Annotated in this window: 25 protein-coding genes; 11 read left to right on the top strand and 14 right to left on the bottom strand. The window is 59.5% G+C overall.

The window, feature by feature from the left end:
• Nucleotides 1-69: 69 nt before the first annotated feature.
• Nucleotides 70-1,026: a LysR substrate-binding domain-containing protein gene (locus GPM19_RS07435; protein ID WP_160418407.1), complete on the bottom strand. Its 957-nt coding sequence runs from the start codon at nt 1,024-1,026 to the stop codon at nt 70-72.
• 191 nt (nt 1,027-1,217) lie between these two features.
• Between GPM19_RS07435 and GPM19_RS07430 the strand changes: the two genes are divergently transcribed.
• Entirely contained in the window at nt 1,218-2,597 is a 1,380-nt protein-coding gene (locus tag GPM19_RS07430) for an L-serine ammonia-lyase (RefSeq protein ID WP_160418406.1), read from the top strand.
• 55 nt (nt 2,598-2,652) lie between these two features.
• Here the strand turns inward: GPM19_RS07430 and trmB are convergent, their stop codons facing one another.
• The 3 genes from trmB to thiS are packed head-to-tail and all read right to left on the bottom strand — an operon-like array spanning nt 2,653 to nt 4,473.
• Complete coding sequence (gene trmB / locus GPM19_RS07425) at nt 2,653-3,417, bottom strand: tRNA (guanosine(46)-N7)-methyltransferase TrmB (protein WP_160418405.1); 765 nt, start codon at nt 3,415-3,417, stop codon at nt 2,653-2,655.
• 27 nt (nt 3,418-3,444) lie between these two features.
• The gene (locus GPM19_RS07420; protein WP_160418404.1) at nt 3,445-4,242 is read right to left on the bottom strand and encodes a thiazole synthase; all 798 of its coding nucleotides are present in this window, start codon (nt 4,240-4,242) and stop codon (nt 3,445-3,447) included.
• A 30-nt stretch (nt 4,243-4,272) separates the two neighbouring features.
• Complete coding sequence (gene thiS / locus GPM19_RS07415) at nt 4,273-4,473, bottom strand: sulfur carrier protein ThiS (protein ID WP_160418403.1); 201 nt, start codon at nt 4,471-4,473, stop codon at nt 4,273-4,275.
• 103 nt (nt 4,474-4,576) lie between these two features.
• On the opposite strand from thiS, the gene GPM19_RS07410 reads away from it, so the two are divergent.
• Nucleotides 4,577-4,951, top strand: a complete 375-nt coding sequence (locus GPM19_RS07410; RefSeq protein WP_371829353.1) for a DUF423 domain-containing protein — start codon at nt 4,577-4,579, stop codon at nt 4,949-4,951.
• Here GPM19_RS07410 and GPM19_RS07405 read toward each other — a convergent pair.
• A complete protein-coding gene (locus GPM19_RS07405) occupies nt 4,934-5,365 on the bottom strand; it encodes a PaaI family thioesterase (RefSeq protein WP_160418401.1) in 432 nt (143 codons plus the stop codon). The two genes, GPM19_RS07410 and GPM19_RS07405, sit on opposite strands and share 18 nt — an antisense overlap.
• Before the next feature lie 118 nt (nt 5,366-5,483).
• A complete protein-coding gene (locus GPM19_RS07400; protein WP_160418400.1) occupies nt 5,484-7,658 on the bottom strand; it encodes a malate synthase G in 2,175 nt (724 codons plus the stop codon).
• A gap of 155 nt (nt 7,659-7,813) precedes the next feature.
• Between GPM19_RS07400 and GPM19_RS07395 the strand changes: the two genes are divergently transcribed.
• The 5 genes from GPM19_RS07395 to GPM19_RS07375 all read left to right on the top strand — a co-directional run bounded on the left by GPM19_RS07395 (nt 7,814) and on the right by GPM19_RS07375 (nt 11,018).
• The gene (locus GPM19_RS07395) at nt 7,814-8,008 is read left to right on the top strand and encodes a hypothetical protein (RefSeq protein ID WP_160418399.1); all 195 of its coding nucleotides are present in this window, start codon (nt 7,814-7,816) and stop codon (nt 8,006-8,008) included.
• A gap of 103 nt (nt 8,009-8,111) precedes the next feature.
• Complete coding sequence (locus GPM19_RS07390; RefSeq protein WP_160418398.1) at nt 8,112-8,363, top strand: hypothetical protein; 252 nt, start codon at nt 8,112-8,114, stop codon at nt 8,361-8,363.
• Nucleotides 8,360-9,643, top strand: a complete 1,284-nt coding sequence (locus GPM19_RS07385) for an MFS transporter (RefSeq protein ID WP_160418397.1) — start codon at nt 8,360-8,362, stop codon at nt 9,641-9,643. The genes GPM19_RS07390 and GPM19_RS07385 overlap by 4 nt, the downstream gene beginning before the upstream one ends.
• Before the next feature lie 75 nt (nt 9,644-9,718).
• A complete protein-coding gene (locus GPM19_RS07380; RefSeq protein WP_319928102.1) occupies nt 9,719-9,880 on the top strand; it encodes a NapC/NirT family cytochrome c in 162 nt (53 codons plus the stop codon).
• A 139-nt stretch (nt 9,881-10,019) separates the two neighbouring features.
• Nucleotides 10,020-11,018, top strand: a complete 999-nt coding sequence (locus GPM19_RS07375; RefSeq protein WP_160418396.1) for an alpha/beta hydrolase — start codon at nt 10,020-10,022, stop codon at nt 11,016-11,018.
• On the opposite strand, the gene GPM19_RS07370 is transcribed toward GPM19_RS07375, so the two are convergent.
• The 4 genes from GPM19_RS07370 to GPM19_RS07355 form a co-directional block, all read right to left on the bottom strand.
• Nucleotides 10,966-12,474, bottom strand: a complete 1,509-nt coding sequence (locus GPM19_RS07370; RefSeq protein ID WP_160418395.1) for a YifB family Mg chelatase-like AAA ATPase — start codon at nt 12,472-12,474, stop codon at nt 10,966-10,968. The two genes, GPM19_RS07375 and GPM19_RS07370, sit on opposite strands and share 53 nt — an antisense overlap.
• An 84-nt stretch (nt 12,475-12,558) precedes the next feature.
• Nucleotides 12,559-14,538, bottom strand: a complete 1,980-nt coding sequence (fhuB, locus tag GPM19_RS07365; protein ID WP_160418394.1) for a Fe(3+)-hydroxamate ABC transporter permease FhuB — start codon at nt 14,536-14,538, stop codon at nt 12,559-12,561.
• The gene (locus GPM19_RS07360) at nt 14,528-15,400 is read right to left on the bottom strand and encodes an ABC transporter substrate-binding protein (protein ID WP_160418393.1); all 873 of its coding nucleotides are present in this window, start codon (nt 15,398-15,400) and stop codon (nt 14,528-14,530) included. Before GPM19_RS07360 ends, fhuB begins: the two co-directional genes overlap by 11 nt.
• The gene (locus GPM19_RS07355; RefSeq protein WP_160418392.1) at nt 15,400-16,167 is read right to left on the bottom strand and encodes an ATP-binding cassette domain-containing protein; all 768 of its coding nucleotides are present in this window, start codon (nt 16,165-16,167) and stop codon (nt 15,400-15,402) included. Before GPM19_RS07355 ends, GPM19_RS07360 begins: the two co-directional genes overlap by 1 nt.
• 184 nt (nt 16,168-16,351) lie before the next feature.
• Between GPM19_RS07355 and GPM19_RS07350 the strand changes: the two genes are divergently transcribed.
• The gene (locus tag GPM19_RS07350; RefSeq protein WP_160418391.1) at nt 16,352-18,553 is read left to right on the top strand and encodes a TonB-dependent siderophore receptor; all 2,202 of its coding nucleotides are present in this window, start codon (nt 16,352-16,354) and stop codon (nt 18,551-18,553) included.
• A 63-nt stretch (nt 18,554-18,616) separates the two neighbouring features.
• Here the strand turns inward: GPM19_RS07350 and fhuF are convergent, their stop codons facing one another.
• The 3 genes from fhuF to GPM19_RS07335 all read right to left on the bottom strand — a co-directional run bounded on the left by fhuF (nt 18,617) and on the right by GPM19_RS07335 (nt 20,477).
• Nucleotides 18,617-19,414 carry a siderophore-iron reductase FhuF gene (gene fhuF / locus GPM19_RS07345; RefSeq protein WP_160418390.1) on the bottom strand — a complete coding sequence of 266 codons (798 nt, stop codon included), beginning with the start codon at nt 19,412-19,414 and terminating at the stop codon, nt 18,617-18,619.
• Between the two features lie 223 nt (nt 19,415-19,637).
• Nucleotides 19,638-19,952 carry a hypothetical protein gene (locus GPM19_RS07340; protein ID WP_160418389.1) on the bottom strand — a complete coding sequence of 105 codons (315 nt, stop codon included), beginning with the start codon at nt 19,950-19,952 and terminating at the stop codon, nt 19,638-19,640.
• A gap of 144 nt (nt 19,953-20,096) precedes the next feature.
• Nucleotides 20,097-20,477, bottom strand: a complete 381-nt coding sequence (locus GPM19_RS07335) for an accessory factor UbiK family protein (RefSeq protein WP_160418388.1) — start codon at nt 20,475-20,477, stop codon at nt 20,097-20,099.
• Between the two features lie 341 nt (nt 20,478-20,818).
• On the opposite strand from GPM19_RS07335, the gene GPM19_RS07330 reads away from it, so the two are divergent.
• The 3 genes from GPM19_RS07330 to glnK all read left to right on the top strand — a co-directional run bounded on the left by GPM19_RS07330 (nt 20,819) and on the right by glnK (nt 22,959).
• A complete protein-coding gene (locus GPM19_RS07330) occupies nt 20,819-21,157 on the top strand; it encodes a P-II family nitrogen regulator (RefSeq protein WP_160418387.1) in 339 nt (112 codons plus the stop codon).
• A 68-nt stretch (nt 21,158-21,225) separates the two neighbouring features.
• On the top strand, nt 21,226-22,476 hold the full coding sequence (locus tag GPM19_RS07325) for an ammonium transporter AmtB (protein WP_160418386.1): 1,251 nt from the start codon (nt 21,226-21,228) through the stop codon (nt 22,474-22,476).
• Between the two features lie 144 nt (nt 22,477-22,620).
• Nucleotides 22,621-22,959, top strand: coding sequence for a P-II family nitrogen regulator (gene glnK, locus GPM19_RS07320; protein ID WP_160418385.1), 339 nt, complete (start codon nt 22,621-22,623; stop codon nt 22,957-22,959).
• Between the two features lie 127 nt (nt 22,960-23,086).
• On the opposite strand, the gene GPM19_RS07315 is transcribed toward glnK, so the two are convergent.
• Entirely contained in the window at nt 23,087-23,863 is a 777-nt protein-coding gene (locus GPM19_RS07315; RefSeq protein WP_160418384.1) for a ferredoxin--NADP reductase, read from the bottom strand.
• Between the last annotated feature and the right edge of the window lie 166 nt (nt 23,864-24,029).

Below are 24,029 nucleotides of genomic sequence, written 5' to 3'. Positions count from 1 at the left end.
TGTCATGGTTTCTCCCTCTCATTGCTAGTCACGGTCTTTTGCCGTCCTCCTGCAGGGCGGCTTTCTTTTTTATGCAATGCCCCAAGGCAGGTGCCCACCCTCGGTTCGGTGGATAGTGCTGCGCGCCTCATTGACGATCCAGTCATGCACCGCCAGAACCCGGGGGTCGTCAAGAGCGCCCGGGCTACTCACGATGCCGTAATGCATGCCGGTGGCGACCCGTTCGGAGAAAGGCGCAACCAAGGTGCCGCTTTCCAGCTCGCCGCTGATCAGCGTCTGACGAGCGATGGCCACTCCCATGCCGGCGGTCGCCGCGCCAATGGTCAGCTGGTTGCGGTTGAAGGTGTAACCGCGTTGGACGTTGACATGAGGAGCACCGATGGCTTTCAAGTAATACTCCCATTCGGCGTAGTCATGGCTGCCGCGCCAGGCCGTGACGTCATGCAGCAAGGGATACTCGGCCAGGTCCTCGGGACGGCGCAACGGTGGGTGGTGGCGTAACAGTGCAGGCGAGCAGACAGGGAAGATGTATTCCTCCATTAACGGCGTGATCGAGAACCCTGGAATCTGACCATTGTTGAGGTCGATAGCCAAGTCAAAGTCGGCGTCGCGCAGCGAGATGGTGCTGTCTTCGGCGAGCAGGTGCAGTTCGATATCGGGAAAGCGTGCCTGTAGGCGTGGCAAGCGCGGCATCAGCCAGCGGGCTAGAAAAGAGGGCACGCTACGCAGCCGAATGATGCCGCTCATCACCCCGGAGCGCAGCCGTTTCACCTCGAGCTCCACTGCTTGATAGGCCTCATCTACCACGGCGGCCAAACGGCTGCCTTCTTCGGTCAGCTCAAGTTGGCGCGGGCGACGTCGGAACAACTTGAAGCCTAGCCGTTCCTCCAATTGCTTGATCTGTTGACTGATGGCACCAGTGGTGACATTCAATTCCTCGGCGGCGCGCGTGAAGGACAGGTGCCTGGCGCTGACCGCGAAAACCTTTAGCCAGGCGTGAGTCTGAGCGTTGAGATGACGGTTCATGGTTGAGTTCTGCTAAAGCGTGGAAAAGATATTATCGATTGTGCCTAGTGCAACGTGCGTTGAATATAGCGTCAACGCCTATTTTAGGCACCTGACCATCTTGATATGCCTCCTTACGATTTAGGCGAGCTCATGCATGGCAGACAAATAGAATTGATGACGACGCTCGATGTCGTCTTGGAGCAAACGAGATGTCCATTAGTGTATTCGATCTGTTCAAGGTCGGCGTTGGACCGTCGAGTTCGCATACGGTAGGCCCGATGCGCGCTGCTTACGACTTCGTGGCAGCACTGCGCAACGCCAACCTGCTGATGCGTGTGACAAGAATAGAGGTACAGCTGTTTGGTTCGCTCTCCGCCACGGGCCTTGGCCATGGTACCGACCAGGCCGTGATCATGGGGTTGATGGGAGAGCGCCCCGACCGTATCGACCCGGCGATGATCACGCCCGTCATCGAGACGTTACAAACCACCCGAACCTTGCAACTCGATGGCCACCTGGCGGTTCCCTTTGACTGGCGCCGGGATATGCAATTGCACGAAGAGAGCCTGCCGCATCACCCTAATGCCATGCGCTTGATCGCCTACAGCTGGGATGGCGAACTGTACCGCAACACCTATTATTCGGTGGGTGGTGGCTTCGTCATCGATGAGGCGCAGGCCAGTACCGGTGAGCTTGATAGTGATACCACGCCCCTGCCTTATGACTTCAATTCGGCGGCTGAATTGATGAGGCTTTGTCGCCAGCATGGTCTGCGTATCAGCCAATTGATGATGGCCAACGAAATGGCCTGGCGCAGCGAAGCCGATGTTCGTGCCGGGCTTCGGAAAATCTGGGAAGCCATGCAGGCTTGCGTGGAAACCGGCCTTCAGCATGACGGTGTTCTGCCCGGCGGACTCAATGTGAAACGCCGGGCAGCATCATTGCATCGTCGTTTGCTGGTCATGGAGGAAGATACCAGCGTCTTTGCCTCGACGTTCTCGGCCATGGACTGGGTCAATGTCTTTGCGCTGGCGGTAAACGAGGAGAATGCCGCCGGGGGGCGTATGGTTACCGCCCCTACCAATGGGGCGGCAGGCATTATCCCGGCAGTCTTGCACTATTACATGAAATTTCATGGCAATGCTCGAGAGGAAGATGTGGTGGATTTCCTGATGGCTGCCGGCGCCGTGGGTATCCTGTGCAAGAAGAATGCGTCGATTTCGGGAGCCGAGGTGGGGTGTCAGGGAGAGGTCGGTTCGGCTTGCGCCATGGCCGCCGCCGGGCTTGCCGAGGTGCTTGGGGGTAGTGTGGGTCAGGTCGAGAATGCCGCCGAGATCGGTCTCGAGCATAACCTGGGGCTGACCTGCGATCCGGTGGGAGGGCTGGTTCAGATCCCCTGTATCGAGCGCAATGCCATCGCGTCGGTGAAAGCGATCAATGCCGCTCAGATGGCCTTGCGGGGCGATGGCGAGCACTTCATCTCGCTCGACAAGGTGATTCGCACCATGCGCGATACCGGTGCCGACATGCAGGATAAGTACAAGGAAACGTCGCGTGGCGGCTTGGCGGTCAATACCATCGAGTGCTGATAAACCTGGATTCATGGAGTGATTGCAGCACTCGAGGCTGACAGAAGCGCCGTTTTCAGTCGGTACGCTGGTAGATCAGGTCCCATACACCGTGCCCCAGGCGTTCACCGCGCGCTTCGAACTTGGTGAGAGGACGAAAGGCAGGGCGCGGCACATAAGGGGCGCTCGATGCTTCGGCGGTATTGGTGAAGCCGGGGGCAGCGTCCATGAGCTCCGCCATCCACTGGGCATAGGCTTCCCAATCGGTGGCCAGATGAAAGTTACCGCCGGGCTTCAAACGCGTCCGAATCAACTCGACGAAGGCCGGTTGCACGATACGCCGCTTGTGATGCTTCTTCTTCGGCCAGGGGTCGGGGAAGAACAGCTGCAATGTATCGATCGAACCTTCCGGCAGGCACTGCTCAAGCACCGCCAAGGCGTCTTCGCGATAAATGCGCAGATTGGTCAGACCGCGCTTGTCGGCTTCATCGAGCAACTTGCCCACGCCTGGGGCATGTACCTCGATACCGATGAAATCGGTGTCAGGGTGGCTTTCGGCCTGCTCGATCAGCGAATTGCCCATGCCGAAGCCGATTTCCACTACACGTGACGCCCGGCGCCCGAACAGGGCATCAAGGTCTTGGAGGCCGTCGGCAAGGCTGAGGCCCAGGCGTGGCCAGATAGCCTCGAGCCCACGGGTTTGGGCTTGGGTCATGCGCCCGCCACGGATCACGTAGCTTTTGATGCCCCGCCGATGCAGCGGGGCATCCGAGTTTTCCGGGCCGCCGCTATCTTTTGCAGCAGCTTCTTCGTTACCAACGTTGTCGTGTGGTTCTGTCATGAGTTCTCGGATAGCGTGGAGTAGGGTTCAGCCGTTGATACGACCGGCAAAGGGAGAAGAGGGTTCGGCACTCTGGCGGCGCGGCATCCGCCCGGAGAGAAAGGCGTCGCGTCCGGCCTGTACCGCCAGCTGCATGGCGCGGGCCATACGTAGCGGCTCACGCGCATGGGCGATGGCGCTATTGAGCAGAACCCCGTCGCAGCCCATTTCCATGGCCATGGCAGCATCTGAAGCGGTACCGATACCCGCATCCACCAGCACCGGCACGCGGCTCTGTTCTACAATCAAGCGCAGGTTATGCGGGTTCTGGATGCCGTGACCGGAGCCGATCAACGAGCCCAGCGGCATGATAGCGCAGCAGCCCATGGCTTCCAGTTCCCGCGCCACAATGGGGTCGTCGCTGGTGTAGACCATGACATCGAAACCATCGGCCAGCAGGGTTTCGGCGGCTTTCAGGGTTTCCATGACATTGGGGTAAAGAGTGGTTTCATCACCCAGCACTTCCAGCTTGACCAATTTATGGCCATCGAGCAGTTCGCGCGCCAGGCGGCAGGTGCGTACCGCATCCTTGGCGGTGTAGCATCCGGCAGTGTTGGGCAGCAGGGTATAGCGGCTGGGCGGCACCACATCCAACAGGTTAGGCCCCTCGGCATCTTGCCCCAGGTTGGTGCGGCGCACGGCAAAGGTGACGATTTCAGCGCCGCTGGCGGCAATCGCTTCGCCGGTTTCCTGCATGTCCTTGTATTTGCCGGTGCCCACCAGCAGCCGTGAATGAAAGGTTTGGCCGGCCAGTGTCAGTGGGCTGTCGTTGAACTGTTGTGTCATTGAACGTTTCCTCAAGATAAAGCCGGTAGCTTAACCACCGCCGATGGCATGGACGATTTCTACTTGGTCACCATCGCAAAGACGCGTTTCGGCCAGCTGACTGCGTGGCACGATCTGCTCGTTGATCTCCACGGCGATACGGCGACCGGTCAACCCGAGCGTCTCGACCAGATCTGCCGCCGTGGTGGCGCTGTCGACTGCATGAGGTTCGCCGTTGAGTTGAATCTGCATGGCATCCTCGCAAATGAAATGAAAACGCTCCTATTATAGCGGTTCAGACAAGACCAAGGTATGGCGAAAGGGTAATAAGACAATGCCAACAGGAGAGGCAATGATGCGTGACAAGGCATGGTGGGTGGGCGTGGCGCTTTCCGGAGCGGTCATGGTGGTCGCCGGCGCTTATGCGACCCATGGGTTGGCGTCACGTGTCAGTGCCGTCATGGTGGGGGTGTTTGAAACCGGTGTGCGCTATCAGGCTTGGCATACCCTGGCGATGCTTGCGGTGTTGGCTTGGCGTGCGTCCATGCCTCTGGCGGGCCAGCGATGGGTATTAGGGCTATGGACACTGGGAATACTGGCTTTCTCCGGGTCGCTTTATGCCATGGCGCTGGGGGAGTGGAGCCTTGGCCTGATAACCCCGTTCGGTGGGGCGTTGTTGATCGCCGGCTGGCTTTGTCTGGTGTTTGTTGCGTTAACGAGTAATCGCTAGCTCGCTTTCCGGCAGGGCATAGGTGGCGGTGATGTGAGCGACCGGACGATCATCATCCGCGCAAAACAGCTGAACTTCGCCCACCGCCAAGCGGCGGCCGAGCTTGATCACTTTAGCCTTGGCGATCATGTCACGATCCCCCGGCGCTGCCCGCAGAAAATGGCAATTAAGGTCGGTGGTCACCGCCATGGCGACAGGACCGATTTGCGCCAAAATGGCCACGTACAGGCAAACATCGGCCAAGCCCATCATGGTGGGTCCAGATACCCGTGAGCCTGGGCGCAGATGTGTGTTGTTAATTGCCAAGCGCATATTGGCATGCATGTCATCACCGACACTTTCGATCTTGCCCATTCGCTGGGGAAAGACCTCGTCCAGAAAGTGCTCGATTTGCTCGACAGTCATCATGGTCATTGGAATTATCCTTGGATGATGGTGCGGTTGTAAGCATCCGTTAACGTTAACGTAATGGAGCATAAATAAAAAAGCCCCGGGGTGCGAGCCCGGGGCTGAGTGGTGCAGTATTGGCCGCTTACTTGGCCTTGTGTACTTGGCGCCATTCGTGGAGCAACGGCTCGGTATAGCCGGAAGGTTGTTCGCGACCCTTGAAGATCAGGTCGCTGGCGGCCTTGAAGGCGGTGGAGGCGTTGAAATTATCGCTCATGGCGGTGTAAGTCGGGTCACCGGCATTCTGCTTGTCGACCACCTTGGCCATGCGCTGCAGGGTCTCTTCGACGCGCGCTGCGTCAACGATGCCATGGTGCAGCCAATTGGCGATGTGCTGGCTGGAGATGCGCAGCGTGGCGCGGTCTTCCATCAAGGCGACGTTGTGGATGTCGGGTACCTTGGAGCAGCCCACGCCGTGTTCGACCCAGCGCACCACATAACCCAGGATACCTTGGCAGTTATTGTCGAGCTCCTGCTGAATCTCGTCATCCGACCAGTTGGCGTTTTCCGCCACCGGCACGCTAAGCAGGTCGTCGAGCAGGTCCGGCTCGCCCTGGTCTTCAAGTTCGCGCTGAACCTGGGCCACGTTGACCTGATGGTAGTGCAGCGCATGCAGCACGGCGGCGGTGGGTGAAGGTACCCAGGCGGTGTTGGCGCCGGCCTTGGGATGGCCGATCTTCTGCTCCAGCATGTTGTGCATCAGATCCGGCATGGCCCACATGCCCTTGCCGATCTGGGCGCGGCCACGCAGCCCGCAGGCCAGACCGACCAGAACGTTGTTGCGCTCGTAGGCCCCTATCCAGGCGGCGTTTTTCATGTCGCCCTTGCGGATCATCGGCCCGGCTTCCATGGCGGTATGCATTTCGTCACCGGTGCGATCCAGGAAACCGGTGTTGATGAACACCACCCGTGACGCCGCTTCGGCAATGCAGGCCTTGAGGTTGACCGTGGTACGGCGCTCCTCGTCCATGATGCCCATTTTCAGGGTGTCACGCTGCATGCCCAGAATGTCTTCGACGCGCGAGAACAGTTCGTTGGCGAAGGCCACTTCCTGGGGACCGTGCATTTTGGGTTTGACGATATACACCGAACCGGTACGCGAATTGCGCGGCTGGCTGGCATCCTTTTTGAGGTCATGCAGGGCGAGCAGCGAGGTCATCACTGCATCCAGAATCCCTTCCGGCAGTTCGTTACCCTCGGCATCGAGTACCGCCGGCGTGGTCATCAAATGCCCTACGTTGCGCACGAACATCAAGGAGCGGCCGGGCAAGGTGACGCTACCGCCATTGGTTGTCTGCCAGATACGGTCGGCATGCAGCCGGCGTGTGCTGGTCTTGCTGCCTTTTTCGATCTGCTCTTCGAGATTGCCTTTCATCAAGCCCAGCCAGTTGCTGTAGACACCCACTTTATCCTCGGCATCCACGGCGGCGACGGAGTCTTCGCAATCCATGATGGTGGTGAGCGCGGCTTCCGCGACGACATCCTTGACGCCCGCCGGATCTGTCTTGCCGATCGGATGAGACGGGTCGATCTGGATTTCCAGGTGCAGGTCGTGGTTGGCCAGCAGGATGCTCTCGGGCTTGGCAGCGTCGCCGGTGAAGCCGATCAGCTTGCCCGGATCCTTGAGGCCGGTTTCACGCCCGCCTTCCAAGGTCACGATCAAGTGCTCGTCGCGCAACACATACTTCACGGCATCATGGTGCGAGCCGGTGGCCAGCGGCGCGGCACGGTCGAGCACGCCTCGCGCGTAGGCGATGACCTTTTGGCCGCGCTTGGGGTTGAAGCTGGTGCCTTTTTCGGCGCCATCGGCTTCGGAGATGGCATCGGTGCCGTAAAGAGCATCGTACAGGCTGCCCCAACGAGCATTGGCAGCGTTCAAGGCGTAGCGAGCGTTGCTTACCGGAACCACCAGCTGGGGACCGGCCTGAACGGCGATTTCACGGTCGACATTGGTGGTGGTCGCCGAGACATGTGCCGGTGCTTGGACAAGGTAACCGATTTTCTTGAGGAAGGCGCGATAGGCCGGCATGTCTTGCACGGGACCGGGGTTTTCGCGATGCCAGGTATCGAGCGCTTCTTGCAAGGTGTCGCGGGTTTTCAGCAGTTGTTGATTCTTGGGCGTCAGGTCATGGAAGAGTGCATCCACGCCGGCCCAGAAGGCTTCGGGATCGACGCCGGTGCCCGGCAGTGCCTGTTCCGTGATGAACTGATCCAGCTCGGTGGCCACCTGCAGGCGATGGCGAGAGATACGTTGGGACATAGAGGGCTCCTCATGTTCGTCGGCGGTCGGCTTGCGCCTATCGCAGGATAAGCGGGAGTGGCATCACTCAACCGGCATGCCACGATTTTGTGGAAAATACTTCCACATGTAAACCTGAAGATCAAGATCCCTGCCCTAGACATAGGGTTAACCCAATGCCAACCTGGCCCGTTGCCATCGGGTCGAGCTACGCCATTGCCGACCTGGCTAGCCCGGAAATTGCACCAGAAATGAAAAAACGGCTGAAAATCGTTTATTATTCAAGCAGCTACACAAAAATCAACCGCAACGGCCACTATGACGAAATGTATCACGCCGACCGCCTCGTTTCCACGCTACAAGGGCCGTGAGATCACCTCCGATGGCGCCGCACTCCTGGGGCGCAGGCTTGACCGGCCCCCAGGAGTGCGATTCAATCGAGCGTCCTGACTTCACCCGCCAGGAGGCACTGCCATGGGCGCCACCCCGGATCGCGCGACCGTCCTCGAGTCCTTTGCCACCACGGTCGTGCCGCTGGCCCTCCCGACTTTACCTGCTGCTTCAGAGCGCGGCAGCTATTCCATGAACCCGAGATATGAGGGAGGCAGTGTGATCCAGGAAAATAACCATAGTGGGCATCAACAGGCGGTGATCGCGCGGCAAGTGCGGCGCCGGGCCCCGGGAGCAACCGGCATCGTCGATGCTTGCCTGGGGGAAGCGGCATGAAGCCTCTTTCGAGCACAGGGTTTGCGATCTTCGGTGCGGCGCTGGTCGCGATCAGTTACGGGCTCGCGCGCTTCGCCTTCGGGCTCTTCGTACCCCCCATCCGAGACGAGCTGGGACTCACGCCATATGTGATCGGCATCATCGGCGCGCTGCCGCTCATCAGTTTCTTGCTGGCCACGGCGATCGCGCCGTTCATCACCGACCATCTCGGCGCCCGCAACACGGCGGTGCTCTCCGGGGCATTCGGCGTCGGCGGCCTGACGATGATCAGCCAAGCCGCCGACGCGCTGCTGCTGGGCGTGGGGGTGTTCGCGTGCGGTATCTGCACCGGCCTGATGATGCCCGCGCTCACGGCCGTCATGCAGGCGTTGGTGAAACGCTCGATGCACGGACGCGTCAGCTCGATCATGAACGCGGGGACCAGCATCGGCGTGATCGTAGCCGTACCGACGGTGCTATTCCTGGCCGACGCCTGGCGTTTCGCGTACCTCTCCTTCGCCGTCCTGGCGGGCATCGGCCTGATTGCCGCCTGGCTCTTCCTGCCCTCCGTGTCGCGGATCGCGCCGGGGAACGCCGCGCCGCCGCCCCCGATCAGCGAGCTGCCATGGTCGCGCCTCGTCAGGCTATCGCTGTTTGCCTTCGTGATGGGTTTCGTCTCCTCCGCGTACTGGATCTTCGCGCCCGACCTGGTGGTGACCCTCGGCGGCCTTCCGTCCGGCACCACCGGCTGGCTATGGCTCGCGGTGGGCATCGCCGGCCTCGGCGGTGCCGTGGTGGCCGACCTGGCTGATCGTAACAATCCTCCCATCACCCAGGCCCTGATGCTGATGATGCTGGCCGCGAGCCTGGCGCTGCTGGCGGCGAGTCCCGGGCAGTCGTTGCTGGCGGCCTTCTCCGCACTGGTCTTCGGCCTGGCCTACATGAGCCTGACGGGGCTCTACCTGATGACCGGCATCCGATTGTTGCCGGGCCGGCTGTCGATGGGCCCGGTGCTGCCCTTCATGGCGGTATCGCTCGGGCAGGCGAGCGGCTCACCGGTCGTCGGCGGGCTGGTGAATGCCTTCGGCTACGCCGACGCGTTTGCCATGTTCGCCGCGCTCGGCATCCTGGCGGCCATCCTGTCGCCGTTCTACCCGGGCCACATAGCCCAGGCCGATGAGGAAGAAGAGGAGGATGCCGGCCTCCAGGCGGCGTACGATCATCAGCTCCAGAACGAGGAGGGCGAGCCGCTGGAGGAGCCCGCCGAGGATGAGGTGAAGAAGCCGGCCGTTCACCCATAAGGGCGGCACCGGCAGGAGTCGGGGAAAGACCCCGGTGAGTCAAGGCCTGTCCCCGGATACCTGGCTATTACGTCGGTGCAGCGCTGCCCACCGACCATCCACTTCACCAACCGCTCCGAGGCCAACGATTCACTGGAGTGTCGCAACTGTCACGACGAGGGGGCCATGGACTTTACCCACCACAAGAGCATCGCTCACGAGCTTCCTGACATGGCGGGCGTCGAGGACTGGGAGTGAGGCTGCAATCGTTTCATGCCGTCCTGCCGGCGCGGGTACCTTCTGGTATGGTGAGATTTTGCTGCGTTCACGCAAATCGCTTTCGTCCCAGCGTGAACGACTCATGGCACACCCCTGTCCTACCCTGTTGGAGGATACGATGACCGACTTTACCCCCCTGCAGGCCCTGGGGCCGATAGCCCCTTTTGATTCGAAAGGTGGTCAACCGCTGACCGATTACCTGGAATATTATGGTTTGGCCCCGCTGCTGACCGAGCACGTGGGTCTGTATGTCGGCTATCTCGACACGCAGCGCTTCCAGTTGTGGTGCCAGGTATGGAGTCCACCGGAACCGATAGGCACGGCGTTTGTGGTGCACGGTTATTACGACCATCTGGGGCTTTATCGACATCTACTCGAACGTCTGTTGGCACAACGCTTTCGCGTGGTGTTATGGGACTTGCCCGGCCACGGCCTTTCCAGTGGACCACGCGCCACGATTAAAGATTTTGAAGACTATCAACACTGCCTGATCTACCTGCAGGACTACCTTGAGCAACAAGGTCTGGCCCCGAAACCTTGGCTGGGTGTCGGGCAAAGTACCGGCGCGGCGATTCTGGCCACCGACGCTCTGACCCGTGCGGATAACGCCCATTGGTCGGGGCTGGTATTGCTGGCACCGCTGGTGCGCCCCTGGGGTTGGAGCCAATCGAGTTGGGTGCATTGGTTGGCAAGTCCGTTCGTGAGTCAGCTACCGCGCAAATACCGGGCTAACACGACCGATGAGGCCTTCACCGAATTTTTACGTGAACAGGACCCGCTCCAGCACAACCACTTGAACGTGGCCTGGATAAGCGCCATGCGCCGTTGGATGCCTCGGCTGCTAGCGCTGCCCCCCAGCCAGGTACCCACCTTGATTCTTCAAGGTGAACAGGATATTACCGTGGATTGGGAATGGAACCTGGCAGTGCTGGAGGAAAAGTTTCCGCAAGCGCAAGTGCATCGTCACCCCGAGGCGCGTCATCATCTGGTCAATGAAGCCGAGCCCATTCGCCAAGTGTTATTCAGCGCTCTGGATGACTTCATCGACCACCTGGCGCTGTCGGCTAGCCTCCTTTCAACAGCCGATCCAGCTGACGATAGCCAATTGCCTCCATGAGATGTGGTTGCGCGGGACGTGGCTCCCCTTGAAGATCCGCCAGGGTCAGCGCCACACGCAGCACCCGATGGTAGGCGCGGGCCGAAAGCCTGAGTTTTTCCAGTACCTCGGCAAGCCAGGCGCGTTCGTCGGCTTGCAGGGCGCAGGCGGCTTCGAGTTCGCGCCCACCCAGATGGCTATTCAATGCGCCACGTGCCAACTGGCGTTCCCGTGCAGCGATGACCCGCTCGCGTACCGCGGCGGAGGACTCCCCCTGGGTCTGGGCGGTGAGTTGCTGCGCAGGCAAGGCGGGCACCTCCACCTGGAGGTCGATGCGGTCCAGCAGCGGGCCGGAAACCCGGGCCTGATAACGCTGGATTTGGGCGTTGCTGCACTGACAACGCTGGCGCGGGTCGCCCAGATGCCCGCAAGGGCAGGGGTTCATCGCCGCCACCAACTGGAACTGAGCCGGATACCGGCGTTCGTGGCTGGCGCGTGCCAGATGAATGGTGCCGGATTCCAGCGGTTGCCTGAGCACCTCCAGCACATGGCGCGAAAATTCGGGTAATTCGTCCAAAAACAGCACGCCGTGGTGGGCAAGCGAGATCTCGCCGGGCTTGGGTTTGGAGCCGCCGCCGACCAAGGCCGCGGCACTGGCACTGTGGTGTGGTTGTCTAAAGGGTCTTCGCCCCCAATGCTGGTCCAGCGTCAGCCCGCAGACCGAGCGCACGGCGGCCACTTCCAGGGCTTCATCGTCGCTCAGCGGCGGTAAAATGCCGGGCAGCCGGCTGGCGAGCATGGTCTTGCCGGTACCCGGCGGACCTGCAAATAAGAGATTATGGCCACCTGCCGCGGCGACTTCCAGGGCGCGGCGCGCCTGATGCTGTCCGCGCACTTCGGCCAGGTCGTCGATCAGGCCTTCCGCCTTGGCTCTGGGGCCGAGCCGGTGCGGCGCAATGGGTTCCTGGCCGAGCAGATGGGCGACCACCTGCCAGAGGTTGTCGGCAGGCAATACCTCCAGGTCACCGGCCAGGGCGGCTTCCTCGGCGCATTCCCGGGGGATGATCAAGCGGCGCCTTGTCCGGCGGGTGGCCAGCGCAAAGGGCAGCACCCCGGGAAAAGCGCGCAACTTTCCGTCCAGCGCCAATTCTCCGGCGCACTCCATGCCTTCCAGAGCTTCCACCGGAAGCTGGCCGGAGGCCGCCAGGATCCCTAGGGCGATAGGCAAATCGAAACGCCCGCCTTCCTTGGGTAGATCCGCCGGGGCGAGATTCAGGGTAATGCGCCGGGTGTTGGGAAAATCGAAGCCGGCGTTGACCAAGGCACTGCGTACTCGCTCGCGGCTTTCTTTTACGGCGGTTTCCGGCAAACCCACCAGGGTCAAGCCCGGCAGGCCGTTGGCCAGGTGAACTTCGACGTGCACTTCCGGTGCTTCCAGCCCCAGCCCGGCACGGGTGGCGACAATGGCCAGTGTCATGGCGGTTCCCTCGCTCAATCCGCTTATTTAGGCAGCCAACTTAGCTTATTTAGCCAAGGCTGGGTAGGGAGCAAGCGGTGCGGCTTAAATGCGTGCCAAGCGCCACATGAAGTAAGCGCCACCGATCAGCGAGGCGACCAAGCCTGCAGGGATCTCTTGCGGGAATAGCCACTGACGGCCAAACCAGTCGGCACTGGTCATGATCAGCGCCCCGACTAACGCGCCACCCAATAGATGCGCGCGTGCATGCTGAAAGCCGAGCATCTTGGCCAGGTGCGGCGCGAGTAGCCCCACAAACGAGAGCGGGCCGACGACCAGGGTAGCGCTTGCGGTGAGAAATGCCACCAGCGTGAGGAGCGAAAGCCGAGCGTGCCGCAGCGGCAATCCGATGGCGGTCGAGGCCTCGCCGCCGAGCGGAAGAATGGCTAGCCAGCGGCTGAAGAGCAGGGTTAACGCGACACCGAGCGCGGCGATCACGGCAATGCCGATGGCGCCAGCTGGTGTGGTGTAGTAGGTCGAGCCCGAAAGCCACGCCAGCACCTGCTGACCGCGAGGGTCTCCACCGGCAAGAATAAAGGCGCGCACCGCGTCAAATAGCGCCGTGATGGCCACCCCGGTAAGCAGCAGGCGCGACGGGGTAAACCCGCTACGGTAGTTAAACAGAATCAAAATACCCAGCGTGACCAGCGCACCGAGGGTACCGGCACCCAGTAGCATGGCCGGGCTGGGTGAGGGTAAGGCGTAGATGGCGCCGATCAGGGCGATGGCGCTGCCCCCGCTGATACCCAGCACTTCGGGGCTTGCCATGGGGTTGGCGGTTACCCGCTGTAGCAGTGTGCCGGCCAGCGCAAGCAACACACCGCTACCAGCGGCGGCCAACAGGCGTGGCCAGCGCCACTGCAGCACGTCGATACTCTCTAGGCCGGCCCAAAACCAGCCACTGGCTCTCTGGCCTAACAGCAGCGCGATCACGATACTGAGCAGCGTTAATCCCATGAGAACAGCGCTACGCCGGCCTAAGTGAGAGGCGACGTGCGGGGGCAGGCCTCGCGATACATGAGGGGTTGTCAGCGATAAGCGCGTAATCAGCCACAGCAAAAGCGGCGCGCCCAGCGCGGCGGTGGCCGCCCCCGTGGGAATTAACGTCGGCAGCATGCCGGGGATCTGCTGCAGTGCTAAATCGGTGCTGGCTAGGAGTAACCCCCCAAGCAGCATGGAATACATGACGCGCTCACCCAGGCGCCGAGCGCCGGCCAACCGGGCAAGATTGGGAGCGGCTAGGCCTATAAAGCCGATAATGCCCACCACGCTGACCACGCAGGCGGTGATAAAGACCGCCACGCCCAGCCCGCCAAAGCGTAGCGCTTTGAGGGAGGCGCCGAGGCTGCGCGCCGAGGCATCGTCCAGCGTAAGGAGTTGCAGTGGGCGCAGTAGCAGTGCCGCCGCAAGGGCGCCGAACAGCAGGCGCGGCCACAAAAACTCAAGGTCGCTCCAACCATTTTGCGAAAGCGACCCCGCTCCCCAAATTAGCAGGCCCTTAAGCGCTTCTTGATGAAATAGAAGCAGCACCATCCCCAGCGCGCCGGCGTAGAGGTTCATCACCAGCCCTGCCAGGACGACTACTGCGGGAGCGAGGTCGCTGCGCCACGCGAGAAGGAAAACACCGCCCATGGCCGCGGCACCACCGGCAAGCGCTACCCATTCGCGTCCCCAAAAAAGCAGCTCGGGAACGAATAGCGTCGCCGCCATCAAGCCGAGGTTGGCGCCGCTGGCGACCCCGAGCGTTGTCGGTGAGGCCAAAGGGTTGCGCAGCACCTGCTGCATCAACACCCCAGCCAAGCCCAGACCAGCGCCTGCAAGCAGTGCCATTGCCAGCCGCGGCCAGAAGCTAAAGTGCACCACCGCAAAGGTAGGCATTAATGGCGTTTCTAGGACCCAGATAAGGCTAATTGCCTCGCTGAGCGTGACAGGCAAGAGCGCGGAAACGGCGAGCCCGGCCGCCAGTGCCGCGAGCAGCAGCGTCAAAACGGTGGGTTGATAGCGCTTTAGCTCCTTAGTCGTCATGTTGTGCCTCCAGCGCACTCACCAGTGTGCGCGCAAAGCGCTGTGCGGAGGGCAGGGCGCCAAAGCTCCACAACGGCGGTAGGGTGATAACGCGCTCCTCTCGCACGCTGGGGAGTTGCTGCCACAGGCCGCTTTCCGCCAACGACGCCTCCACCCCCACGGGCAGTGGCTCGACCACCACAAGTTGCGCGTCAGGGTACGCAGCGAGGCCTTCGAGGCCGACCAGAGAAAAGCCCCAGGCGTTGGTGGGCGCCTGCCAGGCGTTGGCAATACCCAGCTGCTCTAAAACAGCGTGATAGAGGCCGTTTTCACCGAATACCCGCACGTGGCGCTCATCCATAAATTGCACCATCAGCAGCGGCGCCGTGGGCGAAACACGCGCTTTCAGGCGGTTAATGAGCGCCATTGTTTCGGCAATCAGCGATTCGGCCTGCTTCTCACGGTCAACATGCTCGCCGAGTTTTCGCGTTAGCGCCTGCATCTCCTGCCACGTATCACTGTCGGCCTGGTAAAGCGGCAGCGATTCGACCGGAGCGATGCGCGATAGCCGCGGGGTTAAGTGGCTAAACATGGGCGAGATAAAAATGGCATCGGGCGCCAAGTCCGCGAGCAGTTCCAGGTTGGGCTGGGTGCGCAAACCTAAATCGATCGCCGTGTCGGGGATGCGGGGCTTATCAACCCAGGCGTGGTAGGCATCGATTTGTGCCACGCCACTTAACGGGGCATCCAGCGCGATCAGTGTTTCCACCAGCGTCCAGTCCAGCGTTGCCCACTGCGGCGATGCCGCGCTGCTGAGGGCGCTGGCTAGCATGAGAATCCAGCCGGTAAACAAAGCCGGTAGGTGGTGTAGCAGGGTGCGCATCACGCCACCACGGCAACAGGGTGTTCAGACGTAGGATGGTCCACGATGCGCATATCGATGCCGTAGATGGCTTGAAGCGTATCGCGTTGCATTAAACACGCCGGGGGGGCATCGGCCAGCAGGCGGCCACCGTGGAGCGCGACCAGCCGGTCGCAGTAGCGGGCGGCCATGTTGATATCGTGCAACACGATGATCACACCCAGCCCCAGCTCGTGCGTTAGCCGCTGAATCAGTGCTAGCACATCGACCTGGTGGGCGATATCGAGCGCGGCGAGCGGCTCGTCGAGCAGCAGAAACTGGCTCCCTTGCGCGAGCAGCATCGCAAGCCAAATGCGCTGGCACTCGCCCCCAGAAAGCGTATCCACCAGGCGGTCAGCCAGCGACTCGGTGTGCGTGAGCGTAAGCGCCCGCTCGACGGCTTCGCGGTCCTTGGCGGTGTGCCGGCCCAGCAAGCCGTGCCACGGATAGCGTCCCATGGCGACCAGTTCACGCCCAGTCAGGTGCTCAGTGGGGGGTAAATGCTGAGGAAGATACGCCACTTGGCGGGCGAATTCGCGCTGGCCCCAGTCGCTAACCAGGCGCTGGGCAAAACGGATTTCACCTTCTGAGGCGCTTTGCTGGCGCGCCAACAGTTTCAGCAGCGTGGATTTGCCCGAACCGTTGTGGCCGATCAAACCGCACACTTGGCCAGGGGCAAAGGTGGTGGTCGTGGCGTGTAGCAGTGCCTTATTGGCCACCTGAAAGCCAGCGGCGTTGACCTCAAACATGGTGCCTCTCCTGTCCGTGGACGTGGTGAAAATGATTCATTAGCGAAGGTGAATTCTAATCAAATAGAAATATTTATCAAATGCATTGGCTAATGCAATCGATTTGCATTGAGATAATAAATAAGTGTAATTATCATTCGTATTCGCATCATCTTCACATAATGATATCAGAGGCCCTCGGCTCATGTTTGATTCTTTGCTTTCCGTTATCCCATCATCTTCGCATGTCGCAAGGCATAAGCCGCTGACCATCGCCATTCGGCGCGCCCTCTGTACCTCCGCGGCCGGCTGTTTTGCACTGAGCGCGGCGCCTTTGTTGGCCCAAGAAGGCGCTGAAACGCTAGATACGGTCACCGTTCAGGCCGAGGCCTTGTCGGTCATTACCGAAGGCACGGATAGCTATCGTGCGCCTCTCACCAGCACCGCCACGGGGCTTGATCTGACGCCCCGCGAGACACCTCAGTCCGTGTCGACGGTAACGCGTGCCCAACTGGATGACTTTCAGTTAGATACGATCAACGACGCGCTCGAAAGCGTCCCCGGTGTGACCGTAGAACGCCTGGAAACCGACCGCACTTACTATTCTGCGCGTGGCTTTGAGCTTTCGAACTTCCAGGTCGACGGCCTGCGTGTGCCGATGCCCTACAACAATGTCCATGGTGATATGGACACCGCGATCTACAACCGCATCGAAGTGGTGCGCGGCGCCACGGGGCTGATGTCCGGTTCGGGCAATCCGGCGGCCACGGTGAATTTCATTCGTAAACGGCCAACCTTTGAGCCCCAAGCGTCTGTTTCAGGCACCCTGGGCTCCTGGGATCAGCGTCGCCTGGACGTGGATGTCTCCGGGCCGCTGGATGGCGAGGGACGGGTGCGTGGCCGCCTGGTCGTCTCGGGAATGCAAACCGATTCCTACCTGGATCGTCTCAGCCGCGAACGGGGGCTGCTCTACGGCGTAGTGGAAGCCGATGTGACGGATACCACTCAGCTGACGCTGGGGCACACCTGGCAAGATAATAATACCGACGGCAATATGTGGGGCTCACTACCCCTGTACGACTCGGCGGGAAACCCGACTCATTATGATCGTAGTACTTCCTCCGCGCCCGAGTGGTCCTATTGGAATGGTGAAACGCACCGCAGCTTCATCGAGCTTGCGCAGGAACTGAATGAAAATTGGTCACTTAAAGGAACCGTGACCCATCTGGATATGATTTCCGATACGCAGCTTTTCTATATCTATGGCACACCGGATGCGGCAAGTGGACAGATTGATAGCAGCCAGCTAACTCTTAGTCAGTACGATCGTCACCTGGAGCAATGGGTGGCTGACTTACATGCCAAGGGCGACGTGGAGGCCTTCGGGCGCACCCATCAACTGCTTTTAGGTACTGACTGGAGTCAAAGCCGCAATCAGCAGGAGTCGCGTTATCCCACCACGCCAGTCTCGACGCCACTCCCCTGGCTGGATCAATGGGATGGTGAATATCCCGAGCCTACCGACTGGATGGCTTATCCCACCACGGTTGGCGATGCCACGGTCAAGGAGCGCAGCGTTTACGGCGCGGCCAAGCTGGACCTCGCCGACCGCTGGACGGGCGTTGCCGGTACGCGGGTGAGTTGGTTTGACACCACTGGGGAGCAGTACGGTGTCTCTCAAACCACCGAGGCGGATGGGATCTTCACGCCTTATCTGGGGCTGATCTACGATGTGACGGGTAACGCTTCGCTCTACGCCAGTTACACCGAGATCTTTCAGCCGCAGACCGAAACTGACCGCAGCGGTAACTACTTGGATCCGATCGACGGCAAAGCGCAAGAAGTGGGTATCAAGGCGGATGTATTCGACGGCGGTGCCGATGCGTCGCTGGCCGTGTTCCGTATCGAGCAGGATAACATTGCCCAGCCGGCGGGGACCTTGCCCGATGGCAAGTCGTTCTACACGGGGGGCGACGGCATCACCAGCGAAGGTTTTGAGGCGACACTCACTGGCGAGCTTTCCCCAGGTTGGCAGGCCAGCGTCGGCTATACCTATCTTGAAGTTGAGGATGCCGACGGCGATGCCACTAATACCTATATTCCGCGTAATATGCTGCGGGCCTCCACCAGCTACCGCCCGGCGAATATGGACCAGCTCAAGGTGGGCGCGCGGCTACGCTGGCAGGATGCCATCGAGCGCGAACGGGACTTTGCCGACGGCAAGACGCGCCAGGACGCCTACGCCCTGGTCGATCTGATGGCCAGCTACGACTTCAATGACCAGTTAACCGGCTCGCTGAATCTCAATAACATTACCGACGAGAAGTACTTCACCAGCCTCAAGTGGGACCAGAGCTTCCATGGCGCGCCGCGCCACGTGATGGTCAATCTGAATTGGCGCTACTAAGCAACGTCCTGGCGCTTGACAGCGCATCCTGCCTTAAGCCCGCGCCTTGCGCGGGCTTTTTGGTTAGCTGGTTGAGAGCTTGGCCGGTGATGTGTGATGACGTTGGCAAGAGATCGGGCAGTTGCCGCAATAGTCCAGTGAAGGCAGCAGGTAACGCAGGCAACACAGCCGCCGGATACGCCGTGGAGTCGATTCGTCTTGGGTGGTGATATAACGCACCGGATGATAGAGAGGGTTCTTGTGCCCCTGGGCAAGGTGAGCTTTTTCAGGGTGTGTCGCGGTGTGCCGAGGGGTGTCGAGTAATTCTCGCGCCGTTAGGGTGCAGTCTGGCCAGGCGTGAGGGTGTGCCTCTATCACGCCGACAACATGCTCGAAGGTATTGCCGATGTTGCTCCAGAACACCCGTGGCGAGGCGCCTGAGACAGCAGCGAGAGCATTGACGACCCCGCTCAGGTGCGCCAGCAACGCGTCAAACCGCTCCAGGCGTACCTTGGTCAAGGGAAGGCCGTCATGGCAGAAATGCAACCGCAAAGGCTTGGCGTGGCTATCCAGTTCGAGAGAAACCCGCCCCATGGTCAACGGCAGCTGACGTTCGAGCAGCAGGTTACTCAACAGCGCGGGTAGCAGCAGTGCATTGAAATACCATTTTGACCACAGCGAAGCGACACCACGGATATCCGGCGTCGCTTGAGTGTCCGCTTGCTGATAGGAGCTTCCGAAGGAGGCCAAGACCGCTGCCAGCTCATCCGGTTGAAGAAGCTGTGCCAGCGGCCGAGCGTCGCCGGCAGCCACCCCGAAGCCTGGCTGTGGCGCCTCTTTCAAGGCGCCGAGATAGAGACTCGAGAGGGGGCGTGGCGACATTTTCATTTCAAGAGTCAGAGTTCCGTTCGCTGTGAATTGGGCATCCTCGTCTTTCAAAGCGAGTAGCAGCCAGTCCCCGAAATACGATGGATCAGAAGAAGGCAGGAGCGTCACGCAGCGTACCATTGCAATAAATAAAGTCAATGATAGTGATTTGCATTCATAATATTTGATGTTGGCATGTCAGAAGCTCTCTGTCCGACTGCCTTCGGGCCGGTCGGTGTTAACCGTTACGTCTGGGGTTTTTGGCCTTTTCGGTCGCTTCGTTGATGTGCTTCTTATGCTCGGCCTTGTCCTTGGTCAGTTGCCAGCCAGGCAGCTCCTTTTCATCATCATGCACGTTGCCGTGATGAGGCGTTGTCGTGCCCGCTTTTTGGTTATCTACATTCTCCTCGGGGCGATATACCTCTTCTTTTGCGTCTTCCGGGGAAGGTCTGGAAGGTTGAGATGGACTTCCCTTGGGCATGTCTCTTTTTATTAGCTCTTCAGCCCGTTGCTTTTCGTTGGCTTTTTCCTTATCGGTGGGGGTGTTTTTCATGTGATTGCTCCTTTGGCTGTGGTGGCCATTTAGCTTTCCGGCTGAACTACCTTTCCAGCTCCCTTCAAAAAAAATAGCAGAGCATCAAAAAAAACCAAGCCCAGCGGGTATGGGCTTGGCCAGTTGTTGTGGACTTGGTTTGCCTCATGAATCGCCGGGCTTGGGTGACGTATCCGCAGGCTTGGGTACTTCGCTGCTGGTGTCCGCCGGCAAAGGAGGCACTTCGGCTTCCACGGGAGGCGTATTTTTACCCGCAACGGGTGGGGCAGAAGAAGCCTGTGCCTTATCCACCGCCGCTTCGAGGGCGGCCACCTGGCTTTCCAGGGACTCTACCCGGGCACGGGTACGCTGCAGCACGTCCATCATGATATCGAAATCTTCCCGCGACACGAGCTCGAGACGATCGAATGCACCGCGCACGACCTGCTGCATGCTTTTTTGAATATCTTCGGGGGCTTGGGATGCATTCTGCAAACGCTCGCCGATTTGCTGGGCCAGCCGGCTGATGGGATCTTGGGGCGCCATGGCAGTCTCCTAAAAGTAAGGCCTGAAAGTAAAGCCTGTGGAATTGGGCGTTGCTTTGTACGGTATCCCTCACAGGATACGCAACCCAATGACGACGCGCATGTGCTTGTCAGGGTCTTTTATGCATCAAAATGATGCGAGCGCATTCACAAGCTGATCTTTCCTGGTGCATCGGCGGAAAACAGCTCTTGAAAACTGGCTTATATGTTTGGAGGAATATGAGTATTTTAAAAATAAGTTTTTGAAAAAAAACAAATAAATTATTGGTGGCACGGTATGCGCATTAACGGTTCAGGTAGTTGCCGGGCGGCATTTGCCGCTGTTCACCAAAGGAGTTCCGGATGAAACTCATTACCGCCATCATCAAACCATTCAAGCTGGACGACGTGCGCGAAGCCCTGGCAGACAATGGGGTTCAAGGGATCACCGTCACGGAAGTCAAAGGCTTCGGCCGCCAGAAGGGCCATACCGAACTTTACCGTGGCGCCGAGTACGTGGTGGATTTTCTGCCCAAGGTCAAGCTGGAAGTGGCGGTCGACGACGACCGTCTGGAAAGTGTTCTGGATGCCATCTGTAACGCCGCCAATAGCGGCAAGATCGGGGACGGCAAGGTGTTCGTCACTCCTCTTGAAGATGTCATTCGCATTCGTACCGGTGAACGCGGCGCCGATGCCGTTTAAATCTGATGCCATTTAAACATCTCGCCGTCCAGTGACTGCGTCGTTTGCAAGCCTAAGGGGACATTCCAATGACGGAATTAACAGAGCTGAGTTATGCGCTCGATACGTTCTACTTTTTGATTTGTGGTGTGCTGGTAATGTGGATGGCCGCGGGCTTTTCCATGCTGGAAGCCGGTTTGGTGCGCTCCAAGAACACCGCTGAAATTCTGACCAAGAACATCGCCCTGTTCGCCATCGCCTGCACCATGTACCTGTTAGTCGGCTACTACATCATGTACTCAAGTCCGGGCGGTGGTTTTTTGCCTAATCTCGGTTTCCTGCTGGGCGGCGAAAATAGCGTGGAGGCGGTGACCGCCGGTGGCGATGATGCCCCCTACTATTCCATGCGCGCCGACTTCTTCTTCCAGGTAGTGTTCGTGGCCACCGCCATGTCGATCGTCTCGGGTGCCGTGGCCGAGCGCATGAAGCTCTGGGCCTTCCTGGCTTTCTCCGTGGTGATGACAGCTTTCATCTATCCGGTGTCCGGCTACTGGACCTGGGGCGGTGGCTGGCTCGCCGAGGTCGGCTTCTCTGACTACGCTGGCTCCGGCATCGTCCACATGGCGGGTGCCGCCGCTGCGCTTAGCGGTGTTCTGGTGCTGGGTCCGCGTAAGGGCAAGTACGGCAAAGACGGCACTATCTTTGCTATTCCGGGTGCCAACATGCCGCTGGCCACCTTGGGTACCTTCATCCTGTGGATGGGCTGGTTCGGGTTCAACGGCGGCTCTGAATTGAAGATGTCCGATGTGGCGTCCGCCAATAACGTCGCTCAAGTCTTCGTCAATACCAATGCCGCCGCCGCTGGGGGTGTGATCGCTGCGCTGGTTCTGGCCAAACTGTGGTTCCGCAAGGCGGACCTGACCATGGCGCTGAACGGTGCCCTTGCCGGTCTGGTGTCGATTACCGCTGACCCCTTGTCGTCTTCTGCGCTAGGTGCTGCGGCCATCGGGGCCGTGGGCGGGCTGATCGTGGTGGGGGCCATCGTTACGCTGGACAAGATGAAACTCGACGACCCGGTGGGCGCCATTTCCGTGCACGGTGTCGCGGGTATCTGGGGCCTGATGGCGGTGCCGCTGTCCAATGCGGATGCCAGCTTCGGCGCCCAGATCATCGGTGCAATCGCTATCTTCGGTTGGGTATTCCTGGCCAGCCTGGTTGTCTGGCTGATTCTCAAAGCAGTGATAGGCATCAGAGTCAGTGAAGAAGAAGAATATGAAGGCGTCGATATCGCTGAATGCGGTCTCGAAGCCTACCCTGAGTTTAGTGCCAGCAAGAAATAAAGCAAAAACAACAAGCTGTCACTTACCTGGTGAGCTGGCGTGCTCCTCCTGGCCTCCCTTCGGGGAGGTCTTTTTTATTCTGTGACCTTGGCGGTGTATGCTTGGGCACTAAGCTCGATAATATGATCCATAGAGGAATTGGCGATGAAACTGATCACAGCAATTATCAAGCCGTTCAAGCTTGACGACGTGCGCGAGTCGCTGTCCGATATTGGCGTGCAAGGCATCACCGTGACGGAAGTGAAAGGCTTCGGCCGGCAAAAGGGCCACACGGAGCTGTATCGGGGTGCCGAGTACGTGGTGGATTTTTTGCCCAAGGTGAAGCTGGAAGTGGCGGTGGATGATGAAATGGCGGAGCAGGTGATTGATGCCATCACTCAAGTGGCCAATAGCGGCAAGATCGGTGACGGCAAGATTTTCGTGATGCCGTTGGAGCAGGTGATTCGTATCCGTACCGGCGAAACCGGCAAAGATGCGGTGTGATCGTCGCCGGGTTGCGGTAACCAATTAGTTTCGGTGAACAAGTTAGTTGCGGCAACAAAAAAGTCCCAGCGCATTCAAGCGATGGGACTTTTTTCGATAATGACTTCTTGATGGCGCCGGGGCGGGTTTACTTCTCGACGAAGGCGCGCTCGATAACGTAATCGCCCGGCTCGCCCATACGTGGCGAAATATTCAGACCCAATTCATCAAGCAAGGCACTGGTGTCGTCAAGCATGGCGGGGCTGCCGCAGATCATGGCGCGGTCCTGACGCGGGTCGATGGGAGGCAGGCCAGTATCCTCGAATAACTTGCCGGTGCGAATATGATCGGTCAGGCGGCCCATGGTGTGGAACTCTTCCCGGGTGACCGTGGGGTAGTAGACCAGTTTTTCAGCGATCTCTTCACCCAAGTATTCATGCGCGGGCAATTCACGTGTGATGAAATCCGTATAGGCCAGCTCGGAAACGTGGCGCACCCCATGAATCAACACGACTTTTTCGAAGCGCTCAAAAACTTCCGGGTCTTGAATCAAACTCATGAACGGCGCCAGGCCGGTGCCGGTCGAGAGCATGTAAAGGTTGCGCCCCGGCAGAAGGTCATCGGTGACCAGGGTGCCGGTGGGCTTGCGGCTGACCATGATCTGATCCCCGACCTTGAGGTGTTGCAGGCGTGATGTCAGTGGGCCGTCCGGCACCTTGATACTGAAGAATTCAAGGTGATCTTCGTAGTTGGGGCTGGCGATGGAATAGGCGCGCATCAAGGGCTTACCATTCACTTCCAGCCCGATCATGACAAATTGCCCGTTCTTGAAGCGCAGGCTTCGCTCACGGGTGGTACGAAAGCTGAACAGCGAATCGTTCCAATGATGAACGCTGAGAACTTCTTCCAGGGCGAATTTGCTCATGATGGCTCCTTGCTGTTGAGTCGTTTTTATTCGTTTTTAGAATAAAAAATTGAGTAAGGTTGCCGACAAGTCTAAAAAACTTTGCTATATCTGTTAAGCAGATAATATGGATAACGTTTATCAGTGGTTTCGATAAAGGGTTTTCGATAAGCAATTTTGATAAGGC

This window comes from Vreelandella zhuhanensis, assembly GCF_009793355.1.
Taxonomy (GTDB): Bacteria; Pseudomonadota; Gammaproteobacteria; order Pseudomonadales; family Halomonadaceae; genus Vreelandella; species Vreelandella zhuhanensis.
This window is presented reverse-complemented; position numbering and strand designations above follow the sequence as displayed.

What these genes read in the sequence shown, in the direction of transcription:
- GPM19_RS07340 (WP_160418389.1), bottom strand. Translation starts at nt 19,952, where the DNA reads ATGAAAAACACCCCCACCGATAAGGAAAAAGCCAACGAAAAGCAACGG.
- GPM19_RS07360 (WP_160418393.1), bottom strand. Translation starts at nt 15,400, where the DNA reads ATGCGCACCCTGCTACACCACCTACCGGCTTTGTTTACCGGCTGGATT.
- fhuB (WP_160418394.1), bottom strand. Translation starts at nt 14,538, where the DNA reads ATGACGACTAAGGAGCTAAAGCGCTATCAACCCACCGTTTTGACGCTG.
- GPM19_RS07390 (WP_160418398.1), top strand. Translation starts at nt 8,112, where the DNA reads ATGGGCGCCACCCCGGATCGCGCGACCGTCCTCGAGTCCTTTGCCACC.
- trmB (WP_160418405.1), bottom strand. Translation starts at nt 3,417, where the DNA reads ATGACAGAACCACACGACAACGTTGGTAACGAAGAAGCTGCTGCAAAA.
- glnK (WP_160418385.1), top strand. Translation starts at nt 22,621, where the DNA reads ATGAAACTGATCACAGCAATTATCAAGCCGTTCAAGCTTGACGACGTG.
- GPM19_RS07355 (WP_160418392.1), bottom strand. Translation starts at nt 16,167, where the DNA reads ATGTTTGAGGTCAACGCCGCTGGCTTTCAGGTGGCCAATAAGGCACTG.
- GPM19_RS07410 (WP_371829353.1), top strand. Translation starts at nt 4,577, where the DNA reads ATGCGTGACAAGGCATGGTGGGTGGGCGTGGCGCTTTCCGGAGCGGTC.
- GPM19_RS07375 (WP_160418396.1), top strand. Translation starts at nt 10,020, where the DNA reads ATGACCGACTTTACCCCCCTGCAGGCCCTGGGGCCGATAGCCCCTTTT.
- thiS (WP_160418403.1), bottom strand. Translation starts at nt 4,473, where the DNA reads ATGCAGATTCAACTCAACGGCGAACCTCATGCAGTCGACAGCGCCACC.
- GPM19_RS07395 (WP_160418399.1), top strand. Translation starts at nt 7,814, where the DNA reads ATGCCAACCTGGCCCGTTGCCATCGGGTCGAGCTACGCCATTGCCGAC.
- GPM19_RS07400 (WP_160418400.1), bottom strand. Translation starts at nt 7,658, where the DNA reads ATGTCCCAACGTATCTCTCGCCATCGCCTGCAGGTGGCCACCGAGCTG.
- GPM19_RS07350 (WP_160418391.1), top strand. Translation starts at nt 16,352, where the DNA reads ATGTTTGATTCTTTGCTTTCCGTTATCCCATCATCTTCGCATGTCGCA.
- GPM19_RS07405 (WP_160418401.1), bottom strand. Translation starts at nt 5,365, where the DNA reads ATGACCATGATGACTGTCGAGCAAATCGAGCACTTTCTGGACGAGGTC.
- fhuF (WP_160418390.1), bottom strand. Translation starts at nt 19,414, where the DNA reads ATGTCGCCACGCCCCCTCTCGAGTCTCTATCTCGGCGCCTTGAAAGAG.
- GPM19_RS07420 (WP_160418404.1), bottom strand. Translation starts at nt 4,242, where the DNA reads ATGACACAACAGTTCAACGACAGCCCACTGACACTGGCCGGCCAAACC.
- GPM19_RS07330 (WP_160418387.1), top strand. Translation starts at nt 20,819, where the DNA reads ATGAAACTCATTACCGCCATCATCAAACCATTCAAGCTGGACGACGTG.
- GPM19_RS07335 (WP_160418388.1), bottom strand. Translation starts at nt 20,477, where the DNA reads ATGGCGCCCCAAGATCCCATCAGCCGGCTGGCCCAGCAAATCGGCGAG.
- GPM19_RS07435 (WP_160418407.1), bottom strand. Translation starts at nt 1,026, where the DNA reads ATGAACCGTCATCTCAACGCTCAGACTCACGCCTGGCTAAAGGTTTTC.
- GPM19_RS07430 (WP_160418406.1), top strand. Translation starts at nt 1,218, where the DNA reads ATGTCCATTAGTGTATTCGATCTGTTCAAGGTCGGCGTTGGACCGTCG.
- GPM19_RS07370 (WP_160418395.1), bottom strand. Translation starts at nt 12,474, where the DNA reads ATGACACTGGCCATTGTCGCCACCCGTGCCGGGCTGGGGCTGGAAGCA.
- GPM19_RS07315 (WP_160418384.1), bottom strand. Translation starts at nt 23,863, where the DNA reads ATGAGCAAATTCGCCCTGGAAGAAGTTCTCAGCGTTCATCATTGGAAC.
- GPM19_RS07385 (WP_160418397.1), top strand. Translation starts at nt 8,360, where the DNA reads ATGAAGCCTCTTTCGAGCACAGGGTTTGCGATCTTCGGTGCGGCGCTG.
- GPM19_RS07325 (WP_160418386.1), top strand. Translation starts at nt 21,226, where the DNA reads ATGACGGAATTAACAGAGCTGAGTTATGCGCTCGATACGTTCTACTTT.